This is a genomic window from Pseudomonas sp. FP453 (assembly GCF_030687495.1).
Lineage (GTDB): Bacteria > Pseudomonadota > Gammaproteobacteria > Pseudomonadales > Pseudomonadaceae > Aquipseudomonas.
Map to the genome: position 1 here is coordinate 1,811,906 of NZ_CP117435.1, position 16,742 is coordinate 1,828,647.

Below are 16,742 nucleotides of genomic sequence, written 5' to 3' on the forward strand. Positions count from 1 at the left end.
GGGTCACGCACATTTTGAATTGTGAACCCAGTCCATTGTGGGAGCTGGCTTGCCTGCGATAGCGGCGGTGAATTCACCCCAGTCATCGCGGGCAAGCCCGCTCCCATATTTTGATCGGGGTCACGCACATTTTGAATCGTGAGCCCAATCCATTGTGGGAGCTGGCTCATCGCGGGCAAGCCCGCTCCCACATTTTGATCGGGGTCACGCACATTTTGAATTGTGAACCCAATCCATTGTGGGAGCTGGCTTGCCTGCGATAGCGGCGGTGAATTCACCCCAGTCATCGCGGGCAAGCCCGCTCCCACATTTTGATCGGGGTCACGCACATTTTGAATTGTGAACCCAATCCATTGTGGGAGCTGGCTTGCCTGCGATAGCGGCGGTGAATTCACCCCAGTCATCGCAGGCAAGCGAGCTCCCACATTTTGATTTAGCCAGCCTTAAGCTTTGGGTACGGTACCGAACACGCCTCATCCAGAAACTTAACCACGGTGCCCATGCACGCCTGGCGTTCTTCGACATGGGGCATGTGGCTGGAGTCTTCAAACAGCGCCCAGCGCACATCCGCGATTTCATCCAGGAACGGCTTGACCACCAATGGCGTGGCCTCGTCATGCCGCCCGGAGATCACCAGGGTCGGCACCTTGATCGCCGACAACCGGCCAATCGACTTCCAATCCTTCAAGCTGCCGATCACGTGGAACTCGGTCGGGCCGCTCATGGCGTGGTACACCGTGGGGTCTGAGTCGACTTGGGCAAAGGTCCGCGCGACCTCTTCCGGCCATGGATTGACGCGGCACACGTGCTGGTCATAGAAAATCCGCGAGGCGGCGAGGTATTCCGGGTCTTGATAGGTGCCGGCGGCTTCATGCTTGAGCAGGGTTTCGTGCACGCCTTCAGGCAATAGCTTACGCAGGCGGTTGGCTTCGCTGACCCAGGTGCGCATGCACGTCGGCGAGTTGGCCGGGATGAACGCGCGCAGGCCCTTGGGCTGGCGGATCGCGTGTTCGCTGCCGAGCATGCCGCCCCAGGATTGGCCGAGGATCGCGTAGTTATCGCGGATGTTCAGGTGGTCGAGCAGGTTGTCCAGTTCGGCGAGGAACAGGTCGACGGTCCAGAACGACGGGTCTTTGTCCGGCAGATGGGTGGAGCGGCCGTTGCCCAGTTGATCGTAGTGGATCACGGCATGGCCGCTGGCGGCGACGTCCTTGAAGGCATCGACATAGTCATGGGTGCAGCCGGGGCCGCCGTGGATGATCACCAGCGGCGTGCGGCCGGTGGTCAGGTCGCCGGTGACGCGGTACCAGGTCTGGTAGGCGCCAAAGGCCGCATACCCTTCGCGGATTTTTTCGATGAATTCCATTTCGTACCCTGCTCTTTGGAAAAAGGATCAGGGACACGATAGTCGGCACGCCAGATTTAGGTAACTAGCAAAACAGCTAGGTTTTACCCATCGGTCAATCTTCCAGCAGGCGGTAATGGGTGGCGCGCACCACCGCTTGTACGCGGTTCTTGGCCCCCAGCTTGTGCATCGCCGAGGCCAGGTGCAGGGTGACCACCGCCAGTGAACGGCTCAACTGCGTGGCGATTTCGGCGGCGGTGAGGCCGTCGGCGGCCCATTTCAGGCATTCGCGTTCGCGTTTGGTCAGGTGGATATGCGGGTACGTGCGTAGCTCTTTGCTGAACAGTGGGTAGGCCGCTTCCTGCAAGGCGTGGGTAATCAGGCTGAAATCCGCCAGGGTCTGCTGTGCATCCTGCAACACACTGCGGGCCTTGCCGATGCGCAGGCCGGTCAACGAGGCGAAGCCGCCGCGTGGCAAGTGGATGGGCACGCTGACGCCGCAGGTCAGTTGGCGTTCGTGCAAATAAGAGGAAACAGGTGCGTGGCAAGGGTCGATGATCTTCTGCAGCGCCGTCTGGGCCTTGGCCTCGTAGGACCAGACAAATGGCGATACTGTGCTCAAGGCCAGGTGCTGCACCGGGTCGATCTGGTAGAAGCCTTCGCCGCACCACAACGCGTGCCAGTCGGGCGGCGTGTTGCGCAGCTCCAGGACCGAAGGGGTGATCAAGGCGCCGTCATGGTCGATGGGCACCGGGGTGTAGTCATACACCAGTGCATCAAAACCCAACTGTTGGGCAAGGATAAAGGTGTTGTCCATCTGTTCATCCAGGCTCCTGCCCGGCATCAGACGGTTATTGAAGGCAGTAAGCTTGGCCAGCATCCGTTCTGCTCCCGAATTCATTTGAATCTCGACTTGCGGCAAGTAGAATGCCACGCCCCGGCGAAGGACTGCCAGGCCAAACCTATAAGAAATACTAGGTTATGGACGCACGGCATCCTCGGTAGTGTTGGCCTGATCAACGGCCGCTGCCAGCCAGGCCGATACCACACAAGGAATGTATGCATGTGGCGTGAAATTGCCCCCGACCAGCAGTACAACGTGCACGTCGACGGCCATAACCTCGTGGTCTACAGCTTCGGCGAAGGCGATGAGGTGCTCTTGTGCCTCAACGGCGGCCCGGGCCTGCCGTGTGACTACTTGCGCGACGCCCATGGCTGGCTCAAGGACCATAACCTGCGAGTGGTTGCATTCGACCAGCTTGGCACGGGCGCATCAGCCAGACCGACCGATGTTTCCCTGTGGGAAATCCGCCGTTATGTCGAAGAAGTCGAAACCGTGCGCCAAACCCTGAATCTGGGACGCGTGCATTTGCTGGGGCATTCCTGGGGCGGCTGGCTCGGCATCGAATACGCCATCCATTACCCCGCTGCGTTGAAAAGCCTGATCCTCGAAAACACCGTCGGCGACATTCCGCACCTGTCCCAGGAGCTTGAACGCCTGCGCGGCGCCCTCGGCAGTGAAACCGTGGCGATGATGCAGCGCCATGAAGCCATGGGCACCCTCGACCATCCCCAGTACCAGGCCGCCATCACCTTGCTCAACTATCGCCACGTGTGCCGCCTGGACGAATGGCCCGAGCCGGTCAAGCGCTCCCTCGGCGACTGGAACATGGGGCCTTATGAAACCATGCAGGGCCCTAACGAGTTCCTCTATGTCGGCAACCTCAAGGACTGGAACCGCATCCCCGAGATGGCCGACTTTACGATGCCCACGCTGATCACCACCGGCCAACACGACGAACTCACCCCGGCCTGCGCCATGCGTATGAAGATGGCAGTCAAGCACGCCGAACTCCACGTCTTTCCCAACAGCAGCCATATGCCGTTCTACGAAGAGCCCCAGGCCTATTTCCCGGTGTTGCTGGACTTCCTCGCGCGTCACCGAGGCTGACGGATGAACCTGGCGCGCTACCGTTTTGTGCTGTCCCGGCCGCTGCAATTGCTGCCGGTGTTGTTTGGCATCAGCCTGATCACCTTTATCCTCGTGCGCTCGATTCCCGGCGATCCGGCGCGGGCCTTGCTGGGCTCGCGCAGCACACCGGACGCGCTGCTGAAAATCCGCGCCCAGTACGGCCTCGACCAGCCGTTGTGGCTGCAATATTTCTACTTCCTGAAGAACCTGCTCAAAGGCGATCTCGGCCAATCGCTGCTGTACAAGGTCGATGCCCTGAAGCTGATCGTCACCCGCATCGAGCCGACCCTGGTACTGGTGCTCGGCAGCGTGCTGCTGGCGCTGTTGATCGCGGTGCCGCTGGCCACCCTGGCGGCGCGCAACAAGGGCGGCTGGGTGGATAACCTGATCCGCGTGTTCACCACGGTCGGCCTGGGCATGCCGGCGTTCTGGCTGGGGCTGATGCTGATCCTGCTGCTGAGTGTGAAGTGGGGCCTGTTTCCGGTGTCGGGCTACGGCCGCACCTTTCTCGACAAGGCGCACCACATGGTCTTGCCTTGCCTGACCATTGCCCTGGCACTGTCGGCGGTGCTGGTGCGCAACCTGCGGGCGAGCATGCTGATGGAATTGCAGGCCGACCATGTCACCGCTGCGCGGGCGCGCGGGTTGTCGGAAGCGGCAGTGTTTCGCCGGCATGTGTTGCCCAATTCCCTGGTGCCGGCGGTCAACCTGCTGGCGGTGAACATCGGCTGGCTGATCAGCGGCACGGTGGTGATCGAAAGCCTGTTCGCCATTCCCGGCATCGGCCAATTGCTGGTGCGCGGCATCTTTACCCGCGACTACATGGTGGTGCAGGGCGTGGCCATGGTGCTGGCGTGTGCGACGGTAATCGTCAACTTTGCCGCCGACGTGGTCACAGTGGCCCTCGACCCACGGGTGAAGATGCAATGAGCAGCCGCCCGTTGATCGCCCCCTGGCGCTTGCGCCTGCGCTTTGGTTTTCGCAATGGCCGACTGACCGCCGCGTGGGGCCTGTTGATCTTGTTCGTATGGTTTGCCTTGGCAGTGTTTGCGCCGTGGATCGCACCCTATGACCCGATTGCGCAGAACACCGAGTTCAGTTTGCTGGCCCCCAGCCTCGCCCATCCTTTTGGCACCGATAACTACGGGCGCGACATTCTCTCCCGCGTGATCTGGGGCGCACGCATCGACCTGCAACTGGCCATCGTCGGCGTGATCTTTCCGTTCATGATCGGCACCTTTGTCGGTGCGGTCTCCGGCTACATCGGCGGGCGTTTCGACAGCTTCTGCATGCGCGTGATCGACGTGATCCTCGCGTTCCCGTTCCTGGTGCTGATGCTGGCGATCATGGCCATCCTCGGGCCGGGCTTGAAGAGCTTTTATATCGCCATGGCGCTGGTGGGCTGGGTGTCGTATGCGCGGTTGATCCGCTCGCAGATCCTGGTGCTCAAGGAAAGCGACTTTGCCCTGGCCGCCAAGAGCCTGGGCTTTGGTCATGGGCGCATTCTGTTCCGGCATTTGCTGCCGAATGCGATGTTTGGCTCCATTGTGTTTTCCATGTCGGACGCGGTGCTGGTGCTGCTCAACGGCGCCGCCGTCAGTTACCTGGGCCTGGGTGTGCAGCCGCCGACCGCCGAGTGGGGCACGATGGTTGCCGAAGGGCAGGCGTTTATCACCACGGCGTGGTGGATCTGTACATTCCCCGGCCTGGCCATCGTCACCCTGGCCATGGGTTTCAGCCTGCTGGCCGACGGTGTCGCGCAAGTGTTGGGGGACCGCGCATGAGCCTGTTGCAGGTGCAGGACCTGAGCGTGATCGCCAACAACGCGGGGCGCGATGTAACGCTGGTGGACCGTGTGTCCTTCGCCCTGGCCGAAGGCGAAATCCTCGGGCTGGTGGGCGAGAGCGGCTCGGGCAAGACCATGGCCTGCCGCGGGCTGATGCGCTTGTTGCCGTCGCCGAACCTGCGGGTGCAGGGCGCTGCCGTGCGGCTGGCCGGCCAGGACTTGCTGGCGCTGGACGATACCGGCATGCGCGCCGTACGCGGTGGGCAGTTGGGCATGATCTTCCAGAACCCCAGCAGCCACCTCGACCCGCTGATGCGCATCGGCGAGCAGATTGCCGAGGGCATTCGTCTGCACCAGGGCGCGTCGAAAAAAGACGCGCGCCGGCAAGCCATCGAGGTACTGCGCCAAGTCGGCATTCCCGATCCCCAGGCGCGGGTGGACAACTATCCTCACGAATTTTCCGGGGGCATGCGCCAGCGCGCGATGATCGCCGTCGCCTTGGGCTGCAACCCGAAAGTGTTGATCGCCGACGAACCGACCACCGCCCTCGATGTGACCGTGCAGGCGCAAATCCTGCGCTTGCTGCTGGACCTGCGCGACCGGCGCGGCCTGTCGATCATCATGATCACCCACGACCTTGGCGTGGTGGCGCAGACCTGTGATTCCATCGCGGTGATGTACGCCGGGCGCCTGTGTGAGCGGGGGAGCAAGTACGACTTGTTGGCGCGCCCGCAACACCCGTATACCGCTGGCCTGATCGCGTGCCAGCCGGCCCACAGCAGCGGCCACGCGTTGCTGCGCACCATCGCCGGGCAGCCGCCGTTGTTGGATGCGCTGCCCGCCGGTTGTCGCTTCAACCCGCGCTGCCCGCAGGTGGGCACCTTGTGTACTGAGCAGGTGCCGCAAGGCTTGCGCGTGGCCTGTCACTACCCGTTGGGAGCACGCCCATGAGCCTGTTGCAGATCAAGGACCTGGAGGTGAAGTTTGCCGCGTCCGGCAGCGGTTTCCTGGGGTTGAACAAGCAGTGGGTGAGGGCGGTCAACGGTGTTTCGCTGAACCTGGCGGCGGGGGAAACCCTGGGCTTGGTCGGCGAGTCCGGCAGTGGCAAGAGCACCCTGGGTCGGGCGATTCTGCACCTCAATCCGATCAGCGCCGGGCAGGTGTTGTTCGATGGCATCGACATGGCCCATGGCAGCCCTATCGACATCGCCCGCCTGCGCCACGAAACCGCGATGATCTTCCAGGACCCGTACGCAGCGCTGAACCCGCGCCACACCATTGGCGAAACCATTGCCGAAGTGCTGCGGGTGCAGCGCAAGGTCACGCCGGACCAGATCCCGCGCCGCGTCGATGAACTGCTCGACCTGGTCGGCCTGCGCCCCGAACTGGCCAGCCGCAAGCCCGGCTCCCTCAGTGGCGGCCAGTGCCAGCGCGTGGGTATCGCTCGCGCATTGGCGGTGGAGCCGCGCCTGATCATCGCCGATGAATGCGTGGCGGCGCTGGACGTGTCGATCCAGGGGCAGATCATCAACCTGTTGCTGGAACTGCAACAGCGCATGAACCTGGCGATTCTGTTTATCGCTCATGACCTGGCCATTGTGCGCCGCCTGTGCGACCGCGTGGCGGTGATGTACCTGGGCAAGATCGTCGAGGAAGGGCCGGTGGAAGCGGTCTTCACCGCGCCGCGTCATCCCTATACGGCGGCGTTGATCGAGGCGATTCCCGAGATCGATCCCCATCGGCCGTTGCCTACAGAACCTTTGCCCGGTGAGCCACCGAGCCCGCTGAACCTGCCTGCCGGTTGCGCCTTTCACCCGCGTTGCCGGCATGCGCAAACCATGTGTTCCGTGGTGTTGCCGCCTACCCATTTCCTGCACGAGCATCGGTACAGTTGCGTGCTTGAAGAACCATTGCTTTAACCCTCTGCCATTCATTAACAAGGAGTTGTGATATGCAATCGCGTCATTTGAAGTTGCTCGCCGCCGCTACATTGACCGCCTGGTCCCTGACCGCCGGGTTGGCGCAAGCCGCCGGTGTACTGACCATCGGCTGCCGTGAGGACAGCACCACGTTCGACCCGATCAAAAGCGCGCAAAACCGTGACACCTGGGTATTCGCCAACGTGTACGACACCCTGGTCCGCGTGGACAACCTGGGCACCAAGATGGAGCCGGGGCTGGCAGAAAGCTGGGACATTTCCAAGGACGGCCTGACCTACACCTTCAAGCTGCGTGATGCGAAGTTCTCCGATGGCTCGGCGATCAGCGCCGACGACGCGGCGTTCAGCCTGTTGCGCATCCGTGACAACAAGGCCTCGCTGTGGAGCGATCCGTTCAGCCTGATCGACACCGCCAAGGCGGCTGATCCGAAGACCCTGGTGGTCACCCTCAAGACTCCGGCCGTAGCCTTCCTCTCGCAACTGGCGTCGCCGACGGTGTCGATCCTGTCGGAAAAAGCCATGACCAAGATGGGCGAAGACGCCTACTCGGAAAACCCGGTAACCTCCGGCGCGTTCACCGTGGACGAGTGGCGCAAGGGCGACCGCGTGATCCTGAAGAAGAACCCGAACTTCTGGCAGGCCAAGAACGTCAGCCTGGACGGCGTGGAATGGGTCTCGGTGACCGACGACAACACGCGCATGCGCATGGTGCAGAACAACGAGCTGGACACGGCGATCTTCGTACCGTTTTCCCGCGTTGAAGAGCTGAAGAAAGACAAGAACGTGGTGATCCACTCTGACCCGTCCACCCGCGAAGATCACCTGCTGATCAACCACGCCCACGGCCTGCTGGCCAAGAAGGAAGTGCGCGAGGCGCTGGACATGGCCATCGATAAACAATCGCTGGTGAAGACCGCCACTTACGGTCAAGGCACTGTGGCGTATTCCTACATCCCTAAGGGTTCGCTGTTCCACTACGCCAACAACCTGCAACGCCCGTATGACCCGACGGCCGCCAAGAAGCTGCTGGCCGATGCCGGCGCCAAGGACTTGAAACTCAACTACGTGGTCAACGCCGGCAACGAAGCCGACGAGCAGATCGCGGTGATCATCAAGGACCAGTTGGCCAAGGTCGGTGTGACCGCCAACCTGCAAAAGGTCGACCCGACCCAAAGCTGGCAGATGCTGGTGGACGGTGAGTACGATATTTCGGTGATGTACTGGACCAACGACATCCTCGACCCGGACCAGAAGACCACCTTCGTGCTGGGCCACGACACCAACCAGAACTACATGACCCGTTACAAGAACGACAAGGTCAAGGACCTGGTGGCAGCCGCGCGGATCGAGGCCGACCCGGTCAAGCGTGAGCAGATGTATGTGGAGTTGCAGAAGCTGGCCAAGCAGGACGTGAACTGGATTGACTTGTACTACAGCCCGTACATCAATATTTCACGCAGCAACATCAGTAACTTCCTGCAAAACCCATTGGGTCGTTTCACCCTAGAAGAAGTCGTAAAAAACTAAAGAACACCGCAATACCCATGTGGGAGCGGGCTTGCCCGCGATGGCGATCTGTCAGTGATGAATACCTCGCCTGACACTCCGCCATCGCGGGCAAGCCCGCTCCCACATTTTTGGTGTTCACATTTTGCTTTTATGGTGTGGTCAGGGATTATTGCGCGTCGAACGCCTGGCCATTGATGCCAGCACTGTCCGGCCCCATCAGATACAGGTACACCGGCATGATCTCTTCCGGCGCCGGCCGCTCCATCGGGTTCTCCCCCGGATAGGCCTGGGCCCGCATGCTGGTGCGTGTGCCACCTGGGTTGATGCTGTTGGAGCGTACCGCTGCCACATCCTCAAGCTCATCGGCCAAGGTCTGCATCAGCCCCTCAGTGGCAAACTTCGAAACACCGTAAGCCCCCCAGTACGCCCGCCCCTTGCGCCCGACGCTGCTGGAGGTAAACACCACCGACGCATCCTGGGACAGCTTGAGCAGCGGCAGCAAGGTGCTGGTCAGCATGAACATCGCGTTGACGTTCACGTGCATCACGCGCATGAAGTTCTCACCGGACAACTGCTCGATCGGCGTACGTGGGCCGATGATCGAGGCGTTGTGCAGCAGGCCGTCGAGGTGGCCGAACTCCTTTTCGATCATCGCTGCCAGCTCATCGTACTGATGGGGCAGGGCGGTCTCCAGGTTGAAGGGGATCACCACCGGCTGAGGTTGGCCGGCCGCTTCGATTTCGTCATAGACCTGGGCCAGGTTGGCTTCGGTCTTGCCCAGCAACAGCACGGTGGCGCCGTGGGCGGCGTAGGTTTTCGCCGCCGCCGCGCCAATCCCGCGACCGGCGCCGGTGACCAGGATCACCCGGCCTTTGAGCAGTTCTGGACGTGCAGAGTAATCAAACATAAATAGCCTCGACAAAATTCACAGTGATACAGCGCTCAATCTGCAACCCAATTCTTGTGGGAGCTGGCTTGCCTGCGATAGCGGTGTATCAGTCAGCAGAAGTGTTGGCTGGCAGGCCGCTATCGCAGGCAAGCCAGCTCCCACATTGACATCAGCGGTTTTGAGATAGGTAAGCAATCAGCAACTGCACAGTGCGTTATCCAGCACCTTGCGCAGTTCCAGCGGGTGGTCCACTACCACGTCGGCGCCCCAGTTGCGTGGGTTGTCATCCGGGTGGATATAGCCGTAGGTCACCGCGGCGGTGCGGGTGCCGGCATCGCGGCCAGACTCGATGTCGCGCAGGTCATCGCCCACGAACAACACGCTGGCTGGGTCGAGGTCGAGCATCTTGCACGCGAGGATCATCGGCTCCGGGTCCGGCTTGCTGTTTTTCACGTGGTCCGGGCAGATCAGCAGGGCCGAGCGCTCGGCCAGGCCCAGTTGCTGCATGATCGGTTCGGCAAAGCGCAGCGGCTTGTTGGTGACCACGCCCCAGACCAGCTTGGACTTCTCGATGTCCGCCAGCAGTTCGGCCATGCCGTCGAACAGTTTGCTGTGCACCGCGCAACCCTTGAGGTAACGCTCCAGGAATTCCAGGCGCAGTTCTTCAAAGCCTGGGGATTCCGGGTCCATCGAAAAGGTCACGGCGACCATCGCTCGCGCACCGCCGGAGATTTCATCGCGGATGTGTGCATCGTTGATCGGCGCCAGGCCACGGTCGGCGCGCATGGCCTGGCAGATGGCGATAAAGTCCGGCGCGGTGTCCAGCAGCGTACCGTCCATATCGAAGAGAACCGCTCGCAACTTCACAGGCTTACTCCTCGCGCAGGGTCTGGATCATGTAGTTGACGTCGACATCGCTGGCCAGCTTGTAGTGCTTGGTCAGCGGGTTGTAGGTCAGGCCGATGATGTCCTTGACGGTCAGGCCGGCCTGGCGGCTCCAGGCGCCCAGCTCGGACGGGCGGATGAATTTCTTGAAGTCATGGGTGCCACGGGGCAGCAGCTTCATGATGTATTCGGCGCCGATGATCGCGAACAGGTAGGCCTTGGGGTTGCGGTTGATAGTGGAGAAGAACACCTGGCCGCCCGGCTTGACCATGCGGAAGCAGGCGCGGATCACCGAGGATGGGTCCGGCACGTGTTCGAGCATTTCGAGGCAGGTGACCACGTCGAACTGCTCGGGCATTTCTTCGGCGAGGTCTTCGGCGGTGATCTGGCGGTATTCGACGTTCACCCCGGACTCCAACTGGTGCAGTTGGGCTACGGCCAGTGGCGCTTCGCCCATGTCGATGCCCATCACCGTGGCGCCGCGCTGGGCCATGGCTTCGCTGAGGATGCCGCCGCCGCAGCCGACGTCCAGCACCTTCTTGCCGGCCAGGTTGACGCGTTCGTCAATCCAGTTGACCCGCAGTGGGTTGATGTCGTGCAGGGGCTTGAACTCGCTTTCGCGGTCCCACCAGCGGTGAGCCAGGGCTTCGAATTTGGCGATTTCGGCGTGGTCGACGTTGCTCATGGTGCATCCTCTAAATCTGATAAATCGGGTTGTCGGTCTTGAACGTACGGCGTCAAGGCCGGCGTTATTCGTGGTGCCCGCTGATGCGTTTGCCCCAGGCGATGGCCGTGGCGGTCAACTGTTGCTCATCCATGCGGGTCAATTGCCGGTCGTCGAGCAACTGCTTGCCGGCGACCCAAAGGTGTTTCACGCAATCCCGTCCGGTGGCATATATAAGCTGTGAGACCGGATCGTAGATCGGTTGTTGCGCCAGCCCTGACAGATCGAAGGCGACCATATCCGCCGCCTTGCCGACTTCCAGCGAGCCTATCTCGCTTTCCAGGCCCATGGCCCGCGCGCCATTGAGGGTGGCCATGCGCAGGGCGCGGTGCGCATCCAGAGCGGTGGCCGAACCGGCGACGGCCTTGGCCAGCATCGCTGCCGTGCGGGTTTCGCCCAGCAGGTCGAGGTCATTGTTGCTGGCGGCGCCATCGGTGCCGATGGCCACGTTGACGCCAGCCTGCCACAGGCGCTCCACCGGGCAGAAGCCGCTGGCCAGTTTCAGGTTGGATTCCGGGCAGTGGATCACGCTGGTGTTGCTTTCTACCAGCAAACCCAGGTCGTCCTCGCTGATTTGGGTCATATGAACGGCCTGGAAGCGCGGGCCCAACAGCCCGAGGCGGCCCAGGCGCGCGAGCGGGCGTTCGCCGGTCTGCTCGACGGCTTGCTGCACTTCAAAGGCGGTTTCGTGTACGTGCATGTGGATCGCGGCGTCGAGCTCTTCGGCGATCACGCGGATTTTTTCCAGGTTGGCATCGCACACGGTGTAGGGCGCGTGGGGGCCGAAGGTGATCTTGATGCGCGGGTGGTGCTTGAGGTCGCCGAACAGCTCGACACCCTGGCGGATGGCCTCGTCGGCGCTGCTGGCGCCGGGAATCGGGAAGTCGAGGATCGGAATCGCGATTTGCGCGCGCATGCCGCTGTTGTGCACGCAGTCACTGGCGACCTTGGGGTAGAAGTACATGTCCGAGAAGCAGGTGATGCCGCCCTTGAGCTGCTCGGCGATGGCCAGGTCGGTGCCGTCGCGTACGAAAGCCTCATCGACCCACTTGGCTTCGGCGGGCCAGATGTGTTTTTCCAGCCAGGTCATCAGCGGCAAATCGTCGGCCAGGCCGCTAAACAGGCTCATCGCCGCATGCCCGTGGGCGTTGACCAGGCCAGGGCTGAGCAGCATGCCCGGCAACTCGCGGACCTCTTTGGCTGCCAGCTTCAATGCCGCCGCCCGTGGGCCGATAAAGGCGATGCGCCCGTCACGGATGCCCACGCCATGTTCCTTGAGCACCACGCCGGCAGGTTCGACGGGCACCAGCCAGGTGGGCAGCAACACCAAGTCGAGCGGGGCGGCAGTGGCGGTCATCGCGGGCTTCTTCCCAGGCAGCTATAAAAGAAGGCCGAAGTATACCCGAGCGCCCCGGCTGGCGGATCGCTATAATCGGCGGCTTTTGTTCATGAGTGCGGAGTAAGGGATGCGCGATCGACTGTTGGCTGCGGAGAAAGTGAAGGCCATCGATTGGCGTGATGGCGCGCTGTACCTGCTCGATCAGCGTGCCTTGCCGTCCCGGGAAAGCTGGGTGGCGTGCTCCACGGTCGAGGCCGTGGCCGCAGCGATTCGCACCATGGTCGTGCGCGGTGCGCCGGCGATCGGCATCAGTGCGGCCTATGGCCTGGTGCTCGCTGCCCGTGAACGGATCGCCGAGGGCGGTGACTGGCAGGCTGCGTGGGAAGAAGACTACGCATTGTTGGCTGAAAGCCGTCCGACCGCGTCGAACCTGTTCTGGGCTCTGAAACGCATGCGCGACCGTCTGGACCGGCTCAAGAAGCACGCTGATCCGTTAGCGGTGCTGGAGGCCGAAGCCATTGCGATCCATGAAAGTGATCGGGAAGCCAACTTGAACATGGCCCAGCTGGGCGTCGAGTTGATCCGCAAGCACCAGGGCAACGCCCAGGCGATCCTGACCCACGGTAATGCGGGCGCCCTGGCTACGGGCGGTGTCGGCACGGCCCTTGGGGTGATCCGCGCGGCCTTCCTGGAAGGCATGGTCGAGCAGGTCTACGCCAACGAAACCCGGCCCTGGCTGCAAGGCTCGCGGCTCACCGCATGGGAGCTGGCGGGCGAGGGCATCCCGGTGACGGTGAATGCCGACTCGGCGGGCGCGCATATCCTCAAGACCAAAGGCGTGACCTGGGTGATCGTCGGCGCCGATTGCATTGCGGCCAATGGCGATGTGATCAGCAAGATCGGCACCTACCAGCTTGCCGTCTGTGCCATGCACCATGGTGTGCGCTTTATGGTGGTGGCGCCGAGTTCGACCGTCGACTTGATGATGGCGACGGGCGATGACGTCGCGCTGGAAGAGCGTGATCCGGGCGAATTGCTGGAGATCGTCGGGCAGCGTTTGGGGGTGGATGCGTTCAATCCGGTGTTCGACGTGACGCCGGCGGACCTGATCGACGTGATCGTCACGGAAAAGGGCATTGTCGAGCGGCCGGATGTGGCCAAGATGGCCAAGTTGATGTGCCGTAAGCGTCTGCATTGAGGGCGTTGGTGCCAGTGAAATGGCTATCGCAGGCAAGCCAGCTCCCACACTGAGGGTGTACGCCGCTCAAAATGTGGGAGCGGGCTTGCCCGCGATTGGCCCTGAAAGTCAACAAAACCCTCGGATCTGCCCACAAAAAATAGCCTCAACGCTTCTCTAAGCCCCTCTCGTCCCCCTCAAGCCTGTCACCCGTCAACTAACTATGCTCCATGCGCATCTGGGGGATAGGTGCGTGGCGGCGATTGTGATAACATCCGGCGGTTTCCAAGGCCGCCCCGAGGGGTTGCCTATAACGTGCAGATCCGTGTCATAACTCGTTGATTTGTCGTAAGTCGTTGTCAGGCACCGTGCCGGCAGCGGCGAGCTTCGTTCGTCCCATATGGATGTGACGAGGTTTCACCCGAAAAAGGAATCAGGCTTCTCATGGGCGAACTGGCCAAAGAAATCCTCCCGGTCAATATCGAAGACGAGCTGAAACAGTCCTACCTCGACTACGCGATGAGCGTGATTGTCGGTCGGGCACTGCCTGATGCGCGCGATGGCTTGAAGCCCGTGCACCGGCGTGTGCTGTTCGCGATGAGCGAGCTGGGTAACGACTGGAACAAGCCGTACAAGAAATCTGCCCGTGTTGTCGGTGACGTGATCGGTAAGTATCACCCTCACGGCGACACTGCGGTGTACGACACCATCGTTCGGATGGCGCAGCCGTTTTCCCTGCGCTACCTGCTGGTAGACGGCCAGGGCAACTTCGGTTCGGTCGACGGCGACAACGCCGCGGCCATGCGATACACCGAAGTGCGCATGACCAAGCTGGCGCACGAGCTGCTGGCTGACCTGCACAAAGAAACCGTGGACTGGGTGCCGAACTACGACGGCACCGAAATGATCCCGGCTGTGATGCCAACCCGTATTCCCAACCTGCTGGTCAACGGTTCCAGCGGTATCGCCGTGGGCATGGCGACCAACATCCCGCCACACAACCTCGGTGAAGTCATCGACGGTTGCCTGGCCCTCATCGACAACCCTGAGCTGACCGTCGATGAGCTGATGCAATACATTCCCGGTCCGGACTTCCCGACCGCCGCGATCATCAACGGTCGCGCCGGCATCATCGAAGCCTACCGCACCGGTCGCGGCCGCATTTACATGCGCGCCCGCTCGATGATCGAAGACATCGACAAGGTCGGTGGCCGCCAACAGATCGTCATCACCGAACTGCCGTACCAGCTGAACAAGGCGCGCCTGATCGAGAAGATCGCCGAGCTGGTCAAAGAGAAGAAGCTGGAAGGCATCACCGAACTGCGCGACGAGTCCGACAAAGACGGCATGCGCGTGGTGATCGAGCTGCGTCGTGGCGAAGTGCCTGAGGTGATCCTCAACAACCTCTACGCCCAGACCCAGCTGCAAAGCGTGTTTGGTATCAACGTGGTTGCCCTGATCGACGGCCGCCCGCGCATCCTGAACCTCAAGGATCTGCTGGAAGCCTTCGTGCGTCACCGTCGCGAAGTGGTCACCCGTCGTACCGTGTTCGAACTGCGCAAGGCCCGCGAGCGCGGCCACATCCTGGAAGGCCAGGCGGTTGCGCTGTCGAACATCGACCCGGTGATCGCCCTGATCAAGGCCTCGCCAACCCCGTCGGAAGCCAAGGAAGCGCTGATCAGCACGCCTTGGGAATCCAGCGCCGTGGTCGCGATGGTTGAGCGTGCCGGTGCCGATTCGTGCCGTCCAGAGACCCTGGACCCACAATACGGCCTGCGCGAAGGCAAGTACTTCCTGTCGCCGGAACAGGCCCAGGCCATCCTGGAACTGCGCCTGCACCGCCTGACCGGCCTGGAGCACGAGAAGCTGCTGGCCGAGTACCAGGAGATCCTCAACCAGATCGGCGAGTTGATCCGCATCCTCAGCAGCGCTGTGCGCCTGATGGAAGTGATCCGCGAAGAACTGGAAGTGATCCGCGCCGAATACGGCGATGTGCGTCGCACCGAGATCCTCGATGCGCGCCTCGACCTGACCCTGGGTGACATGATCCCGGAAGAAGAGCGTGTGGTGACCATCTCCCACGGCGGCTATGCCAAGACCCAGCCGCTGGCGGCCTACCAGGCCCAGCGCCGTGGTGGTAAAGGTAAATCGGCTACTGGCGTGAAGGATGAGGACTACATCGCTCACCTGCTCGTGGCCAACAGCCACACCACGCTGCTGCTGTTCTCCAGCAAAGGCAAGGTGTACTGGCTCAAGACCTACGAGATCCCGGAAGCCTCCCGTGCCGCCCGTGGTCGTCCATTGGTCAACCTGCTGCCGCTGGACAGTGATGAATACATCACCACCATGCTGCCGGTCGAGGAATACACCGAAGGTCACTTCATCTTCATGGCGACTGCCAAAGGCACCGTCAAGAAGACCCCGCTGGAATCCTTCAGCCGCCAGCGCAGCGTGGGCCTGATCGCCCTGGAGCTGGACGAAGGTGACGTACTGATCTCCGCCGCCATCACCGATGGCGAGCGTGAAGTCATGTTGTTCTCCGACGGTGGCAAGGTGACACGCTTCAAGGAGTCCGACGTTCGCGCCATGGGCCGTACCGCCCGCGGTGTGCGCGGCATGCGCCTGCCAGAAGGGCAGAAGCTGATTTCGATGCTGATCCCGGAAGAAGGCAGCCAGATCCTCACCGCTTCGGCGCGTGGCTACGGCAAGCGTACCGCCATCAGCGAGTTCCCGGAGTACAAGCGTGGCGGCCAGGGCGTGATCGCCATGGTCAGCAACGACCGCAACGGCCGTCTGGTCGGCGCGGTCCAGGTGCTCGATGGCGAGGAAATCATGCTGATTTCCGACCAGGGCACCCTGGTACGTACCCGTGTGGCCGAAGTGTCGAGCCTGGGCCGTAACACCCAGGGCGTGACGCTGATCAAGCTGGCCAGCGACGAGACACTGGTGGGCCTGGAGCGAGTCCAGGAACCATCGGAAGTCGAAGGCGAGGAGCTGGAAGGTGAAGAGTTTGACGGCGAGGTGATCGCAACAGGCGATGACAGCGTCGACGAGCCAACCCTCGACGCTGCCGCAGACGAAGAAGAACCGCAGGAATAAGCGGACACACAGGGGGCGGATGAAGATTCGCCCCCTTGTTGTTTGTCCCCTTTGAAACAACATGTCCTTTGACTGGAC

At 61.9% G+C, this 16,742-nt stretch carries 14 protein-coding genes; 8 read left to right on the forward strand and 6 right to left on the reverse strand.

The features are described from left to right. Positions 1-433: 433 nt before the first annotated feature. Both PSH87_RS08275 and PSH87_RS08280 read right to left on the reverse strand, forming a co-directional pair. Positions 434-1,366, reverse strand: coding sequence for a proline iminopeptidase-family hydrolase (locus PSH87_RS08275; protein WP_017734489.1), 933 nt, complete (start codon positions 1,364-1,366; stop codon positions 434-436). 94 nt (positions 1,367-1,460) lie between these two features. Beyond that, positions 1,461-2,225 carry a LuxR family transcriptional regulator gene (locus PSH87_RS08280; RefSeq protein ID WP_017734488.1) on the reverse strand — a complete coding sequence of 255 codons (765 nt, stop codon included), beginning with the start codon at positions 2,223-2,225 and terminating at the stop codon, positions 1,461-1,463. Between the two features lie 183 nt (positions 2,226-2,408). On the opposite strand from PSH87_RS08280, the gene PSH87_RS08285 reads away from it, so the two are divergent. The 6 genes from PSH87_RS08285 to PSH87_RS08310 are packed head-to-tail and all read left to right on the forward strand — an operon-like array spanning position 2,409 to position 8,569. Beyond that, complete coding sequence (locus PSH87_RS08285) at positions 2,409-3,296, forward strand: proline iminopeptidase-family hydrolase (protein ID WP_017734487.1); 888 nt, start codon at positions 2,409-2,411, stop codon at positions 3,294-3,296. Between the two features lie 3 nt (positions 3,297-3,299). After that, entirely contained in the window at positions 3,300-4,247 is a 948-nt protein-coding gene (locus PSH87_RS08290; protein ID WP_017734486.1) for an ABC transporter permease, read from the forward strand. Then, positions 4,244-5,101 (forward strand): ABC transporter permease, encoded by an 858-nt coding sequence (locus PSH87_RS08295; protein ID WP_305433079.1) that lies wholly within the window; start codon positions 4,244-4,246, stop codon positions 5,099-5,101. The genes PSH87_RS08290 and PSH87_RS08295 overlap by 4 nt, the downstream gene beginning before the upstream one ends. Then, positions 5,098-6,054, forward strand: coding sequence for an ABC transporter ATP-binding protein (locus PSH87_RS08300; protein WP_305433080.1), 957 nt, complete (start codon positions 5,098-5,100; stop codon positions 6,052-6,054). The genes PSH87_RS08295 and PSH87_RS08300 overlap by 4 nt, the downstream gene beginning before the upstream one ends. Next, positions 6,051-7,022, forward strand: a complete 972-nt coding sequence (locus PSH87_RS08305; protein WP_017734483.1) for an ABC transporter ATP-binding protein — start codon at positions 6,051-6,053, stop codon at positions 7,020-7,022. The genes PSH87_RS08300 and PSH87_RS08305 overlap by 4 nt, the downstream gene beginning before the upstream one ends. A gap of 32 nt (positions 7,023-7,054) precedes the next feature. After that, on the forward strand, positions 7,055-8,569 hold the full coding sequence (locus tag PSH87_RS08310; RefSeq protein WP_017734482.1) for an ABC transporter substrate-binding protein: 1,515 nt from the start codon (positions 7,055-7,057) through the stop codon (positions 8,567-8,569). 148 nt (positions 8,570-8,717) lie between these two features. Here PSH87_RS08310 and PSH87_RS08315 read toward each other — a convergent pair whose 3' ends face one another. The 4 genes from PSH87_RS08315 to PSH87_RS08330 all read right to left on the reverse strand — a co-directional run bounded on the left by PSH87_RS08315 (position 8,718) and on the right by PSH87_RS08330 (position 12,406). Beyond that, entirely contained in the window at positions 8,718-9,458 is a 741-nt protein-coding gene (locus PSH87_RS08315) for a YciK family oxidoreductase (protein ID WP_016975315.1), read from the reverse strand. Between the two features lie 177 nt (positions 9,459-9,635). Then, positions 9,636-10,307, reverse strand: a complete 672-nt coding sequence (gene mupP / locus PSH87_RS08320; protein ID WP_026136488.1) for an N-acetylmuramic acid 6-phosphate phosphatase MupP — start codon at positions 10,305-10,307, stop codon at positions 9,636-9,638. 4 nt (positions 10,308-10,311) lie between these two features. Beyond that, positions 10,312-11,010, reverse strand: a complete 699-nt coding sequence (gene ubiG, locus PSH87_RS08325) for a bifunctional 2-polyprenyl-6-hydroxyphenol methylase/3-demethylubiquinol 3-O-methyltransferase UbiG (protein ID WP_017734479.1) — start codon at positions 11,008-11,010, stop codon at positions 10,312-10,314. 64 nt (positions 11,011-11,074) lie between these two features. Further along, positions 11,075-12,406 (reverse strand): TRZ/ATZ family hydrolase, encoded by a 1,332-nt coding sequence (locus PSH87_RS08330; protein WP_305433081.1) that lies wholly within the window; start codon positions 12,404-12,406, stop codon positions 11,075-11,077. A 109-nt stretch (positions 12,407-12,515) separates the two neighbouring features. On the opposite strand from PSH87_RS08330, the gene mtnA reads away from it, so the two are divergent. Then, positions 12,516-13,586: an S-methyl-5-thioribose-1-phosphate isomerase gene (gene mtnA, locus PSH87_RS08335; protein WP_305433082.1), complete on the forward strand. Its 1,071-nt coding sequence runs from the start codon at positions 12,516-12,518 to the stop codon at positions 13,584-13,586. Positions 13,587-14,009: 423 nt separating this feature from the next. Continuing rightward, on the forward strand, positions 14,010-16,664 hold the full coding sequence (gyrA, locus tag PSH87_RS08340; RefSeq protein ID WP_017734476.1) for a DNA gyrase subunit A: 2,655 nt from the start codon (positions 14,010-14,012) through the stop codon (positions 16,662-16,664). Positions 16,665-16,742: the final 78 nt, after the last annotated feature.

Excerpts from the sequence above, each read along its gene's own strand:
- PSH87_RS08275 (WP_017734489.1), bottom strand. The coding sequence starts at position 1,366 with ATGGAATTCATCGAAAAAATCCGCGAAGGGTATGCGGCCTTTGGCGCC.
- PSH87_RS08280 (WP_017734488.1), bottom strand. The coding sequence starts at position 2,225 with ATGCTGGCCAAGCTTACTGCCTTCAATAACCGTCTGATGCCGGGCAGG.
- PSH87_RS08285 (WP_017734487.1), top strand. The coding sequence starts at position 2,409 with ATGTGGCGTGAAATTGCCCCCGACCAGCAGTACAACGTGCACGTCGAC.
- PSH87_RS08290 (WP_017734486.1), top strand. The coding sequence starts at position 3,300 with ATGAACCTGGCGCGCTACCGTTTTGTGCTGTCCCGGCCGCTGCAATTG.
- PSH87_RS08295 (WP_305433079.1), top strand. The coding sequence starts at position 4,244 with ATGAGCAGCCGCCCGTTGATCGCCCCCTGGCGCTTGCGCCTGCGCTTT.
- PSH87_RS08300 (WP_305433080.1), top strand. The coding sequence starts at position 5,098 with ATGAGCCTGTTGCAGGTGCAGGACCTGAGCGTGATCGCCAACAACGCG.
- PSH87_RS08305 (WP_017734483.1), top strand. The coding sequence starts at position 6,051 with ATGAGCCTGTTGCAGATCAAGGACCTGGAGGTGAAGTTTGCCGCGTCC.
- PSH87_RS08310 (WP_017734482.1), top strand. The coding sequence starts at position 7,055 with ATGCAATCGCGTCATTTGAAGTTGCTCGCCGCCGCTACATTGACCGCC.
- PSH87_RS08315 (WP_016975315.1), bottom strand. The coding sequence starts at position 9,458 with ATGTTTGATTACTCTGCACGTCCAGAACTGCTCAAAGGCCGGGTGATC.
- ubiG (WP_017734479.1), bottom strand. The coding sequence starts at position 11,010 with ATGAGCAACGTCGACCACGCCGAAATCGCCAAATTCGAAGCCCTGGCT.
- PSH87_RS08330 (WP_305433081.1), bottom strand. The coding sequence starts at position 12,406 with ATGACCGCCACTGCCGCCCCGCTCGACTTGGTGTTGCTGCCCACCTGG.
- mtnA (WP_305433082.1), top strand. The coding sequence starts at position 12,516 with ATGCGCGATCGACTGTTGGCTGCGGAGAAAGTGAAGGCCATCGATTGG.
- gyrA (WP_017734476.1), top strand. The coding sequence starts at position 14,010 with ATGGGCGAACTGGCCAAAGAAATCCTCCCGGTCAATATCGAAGACGAG.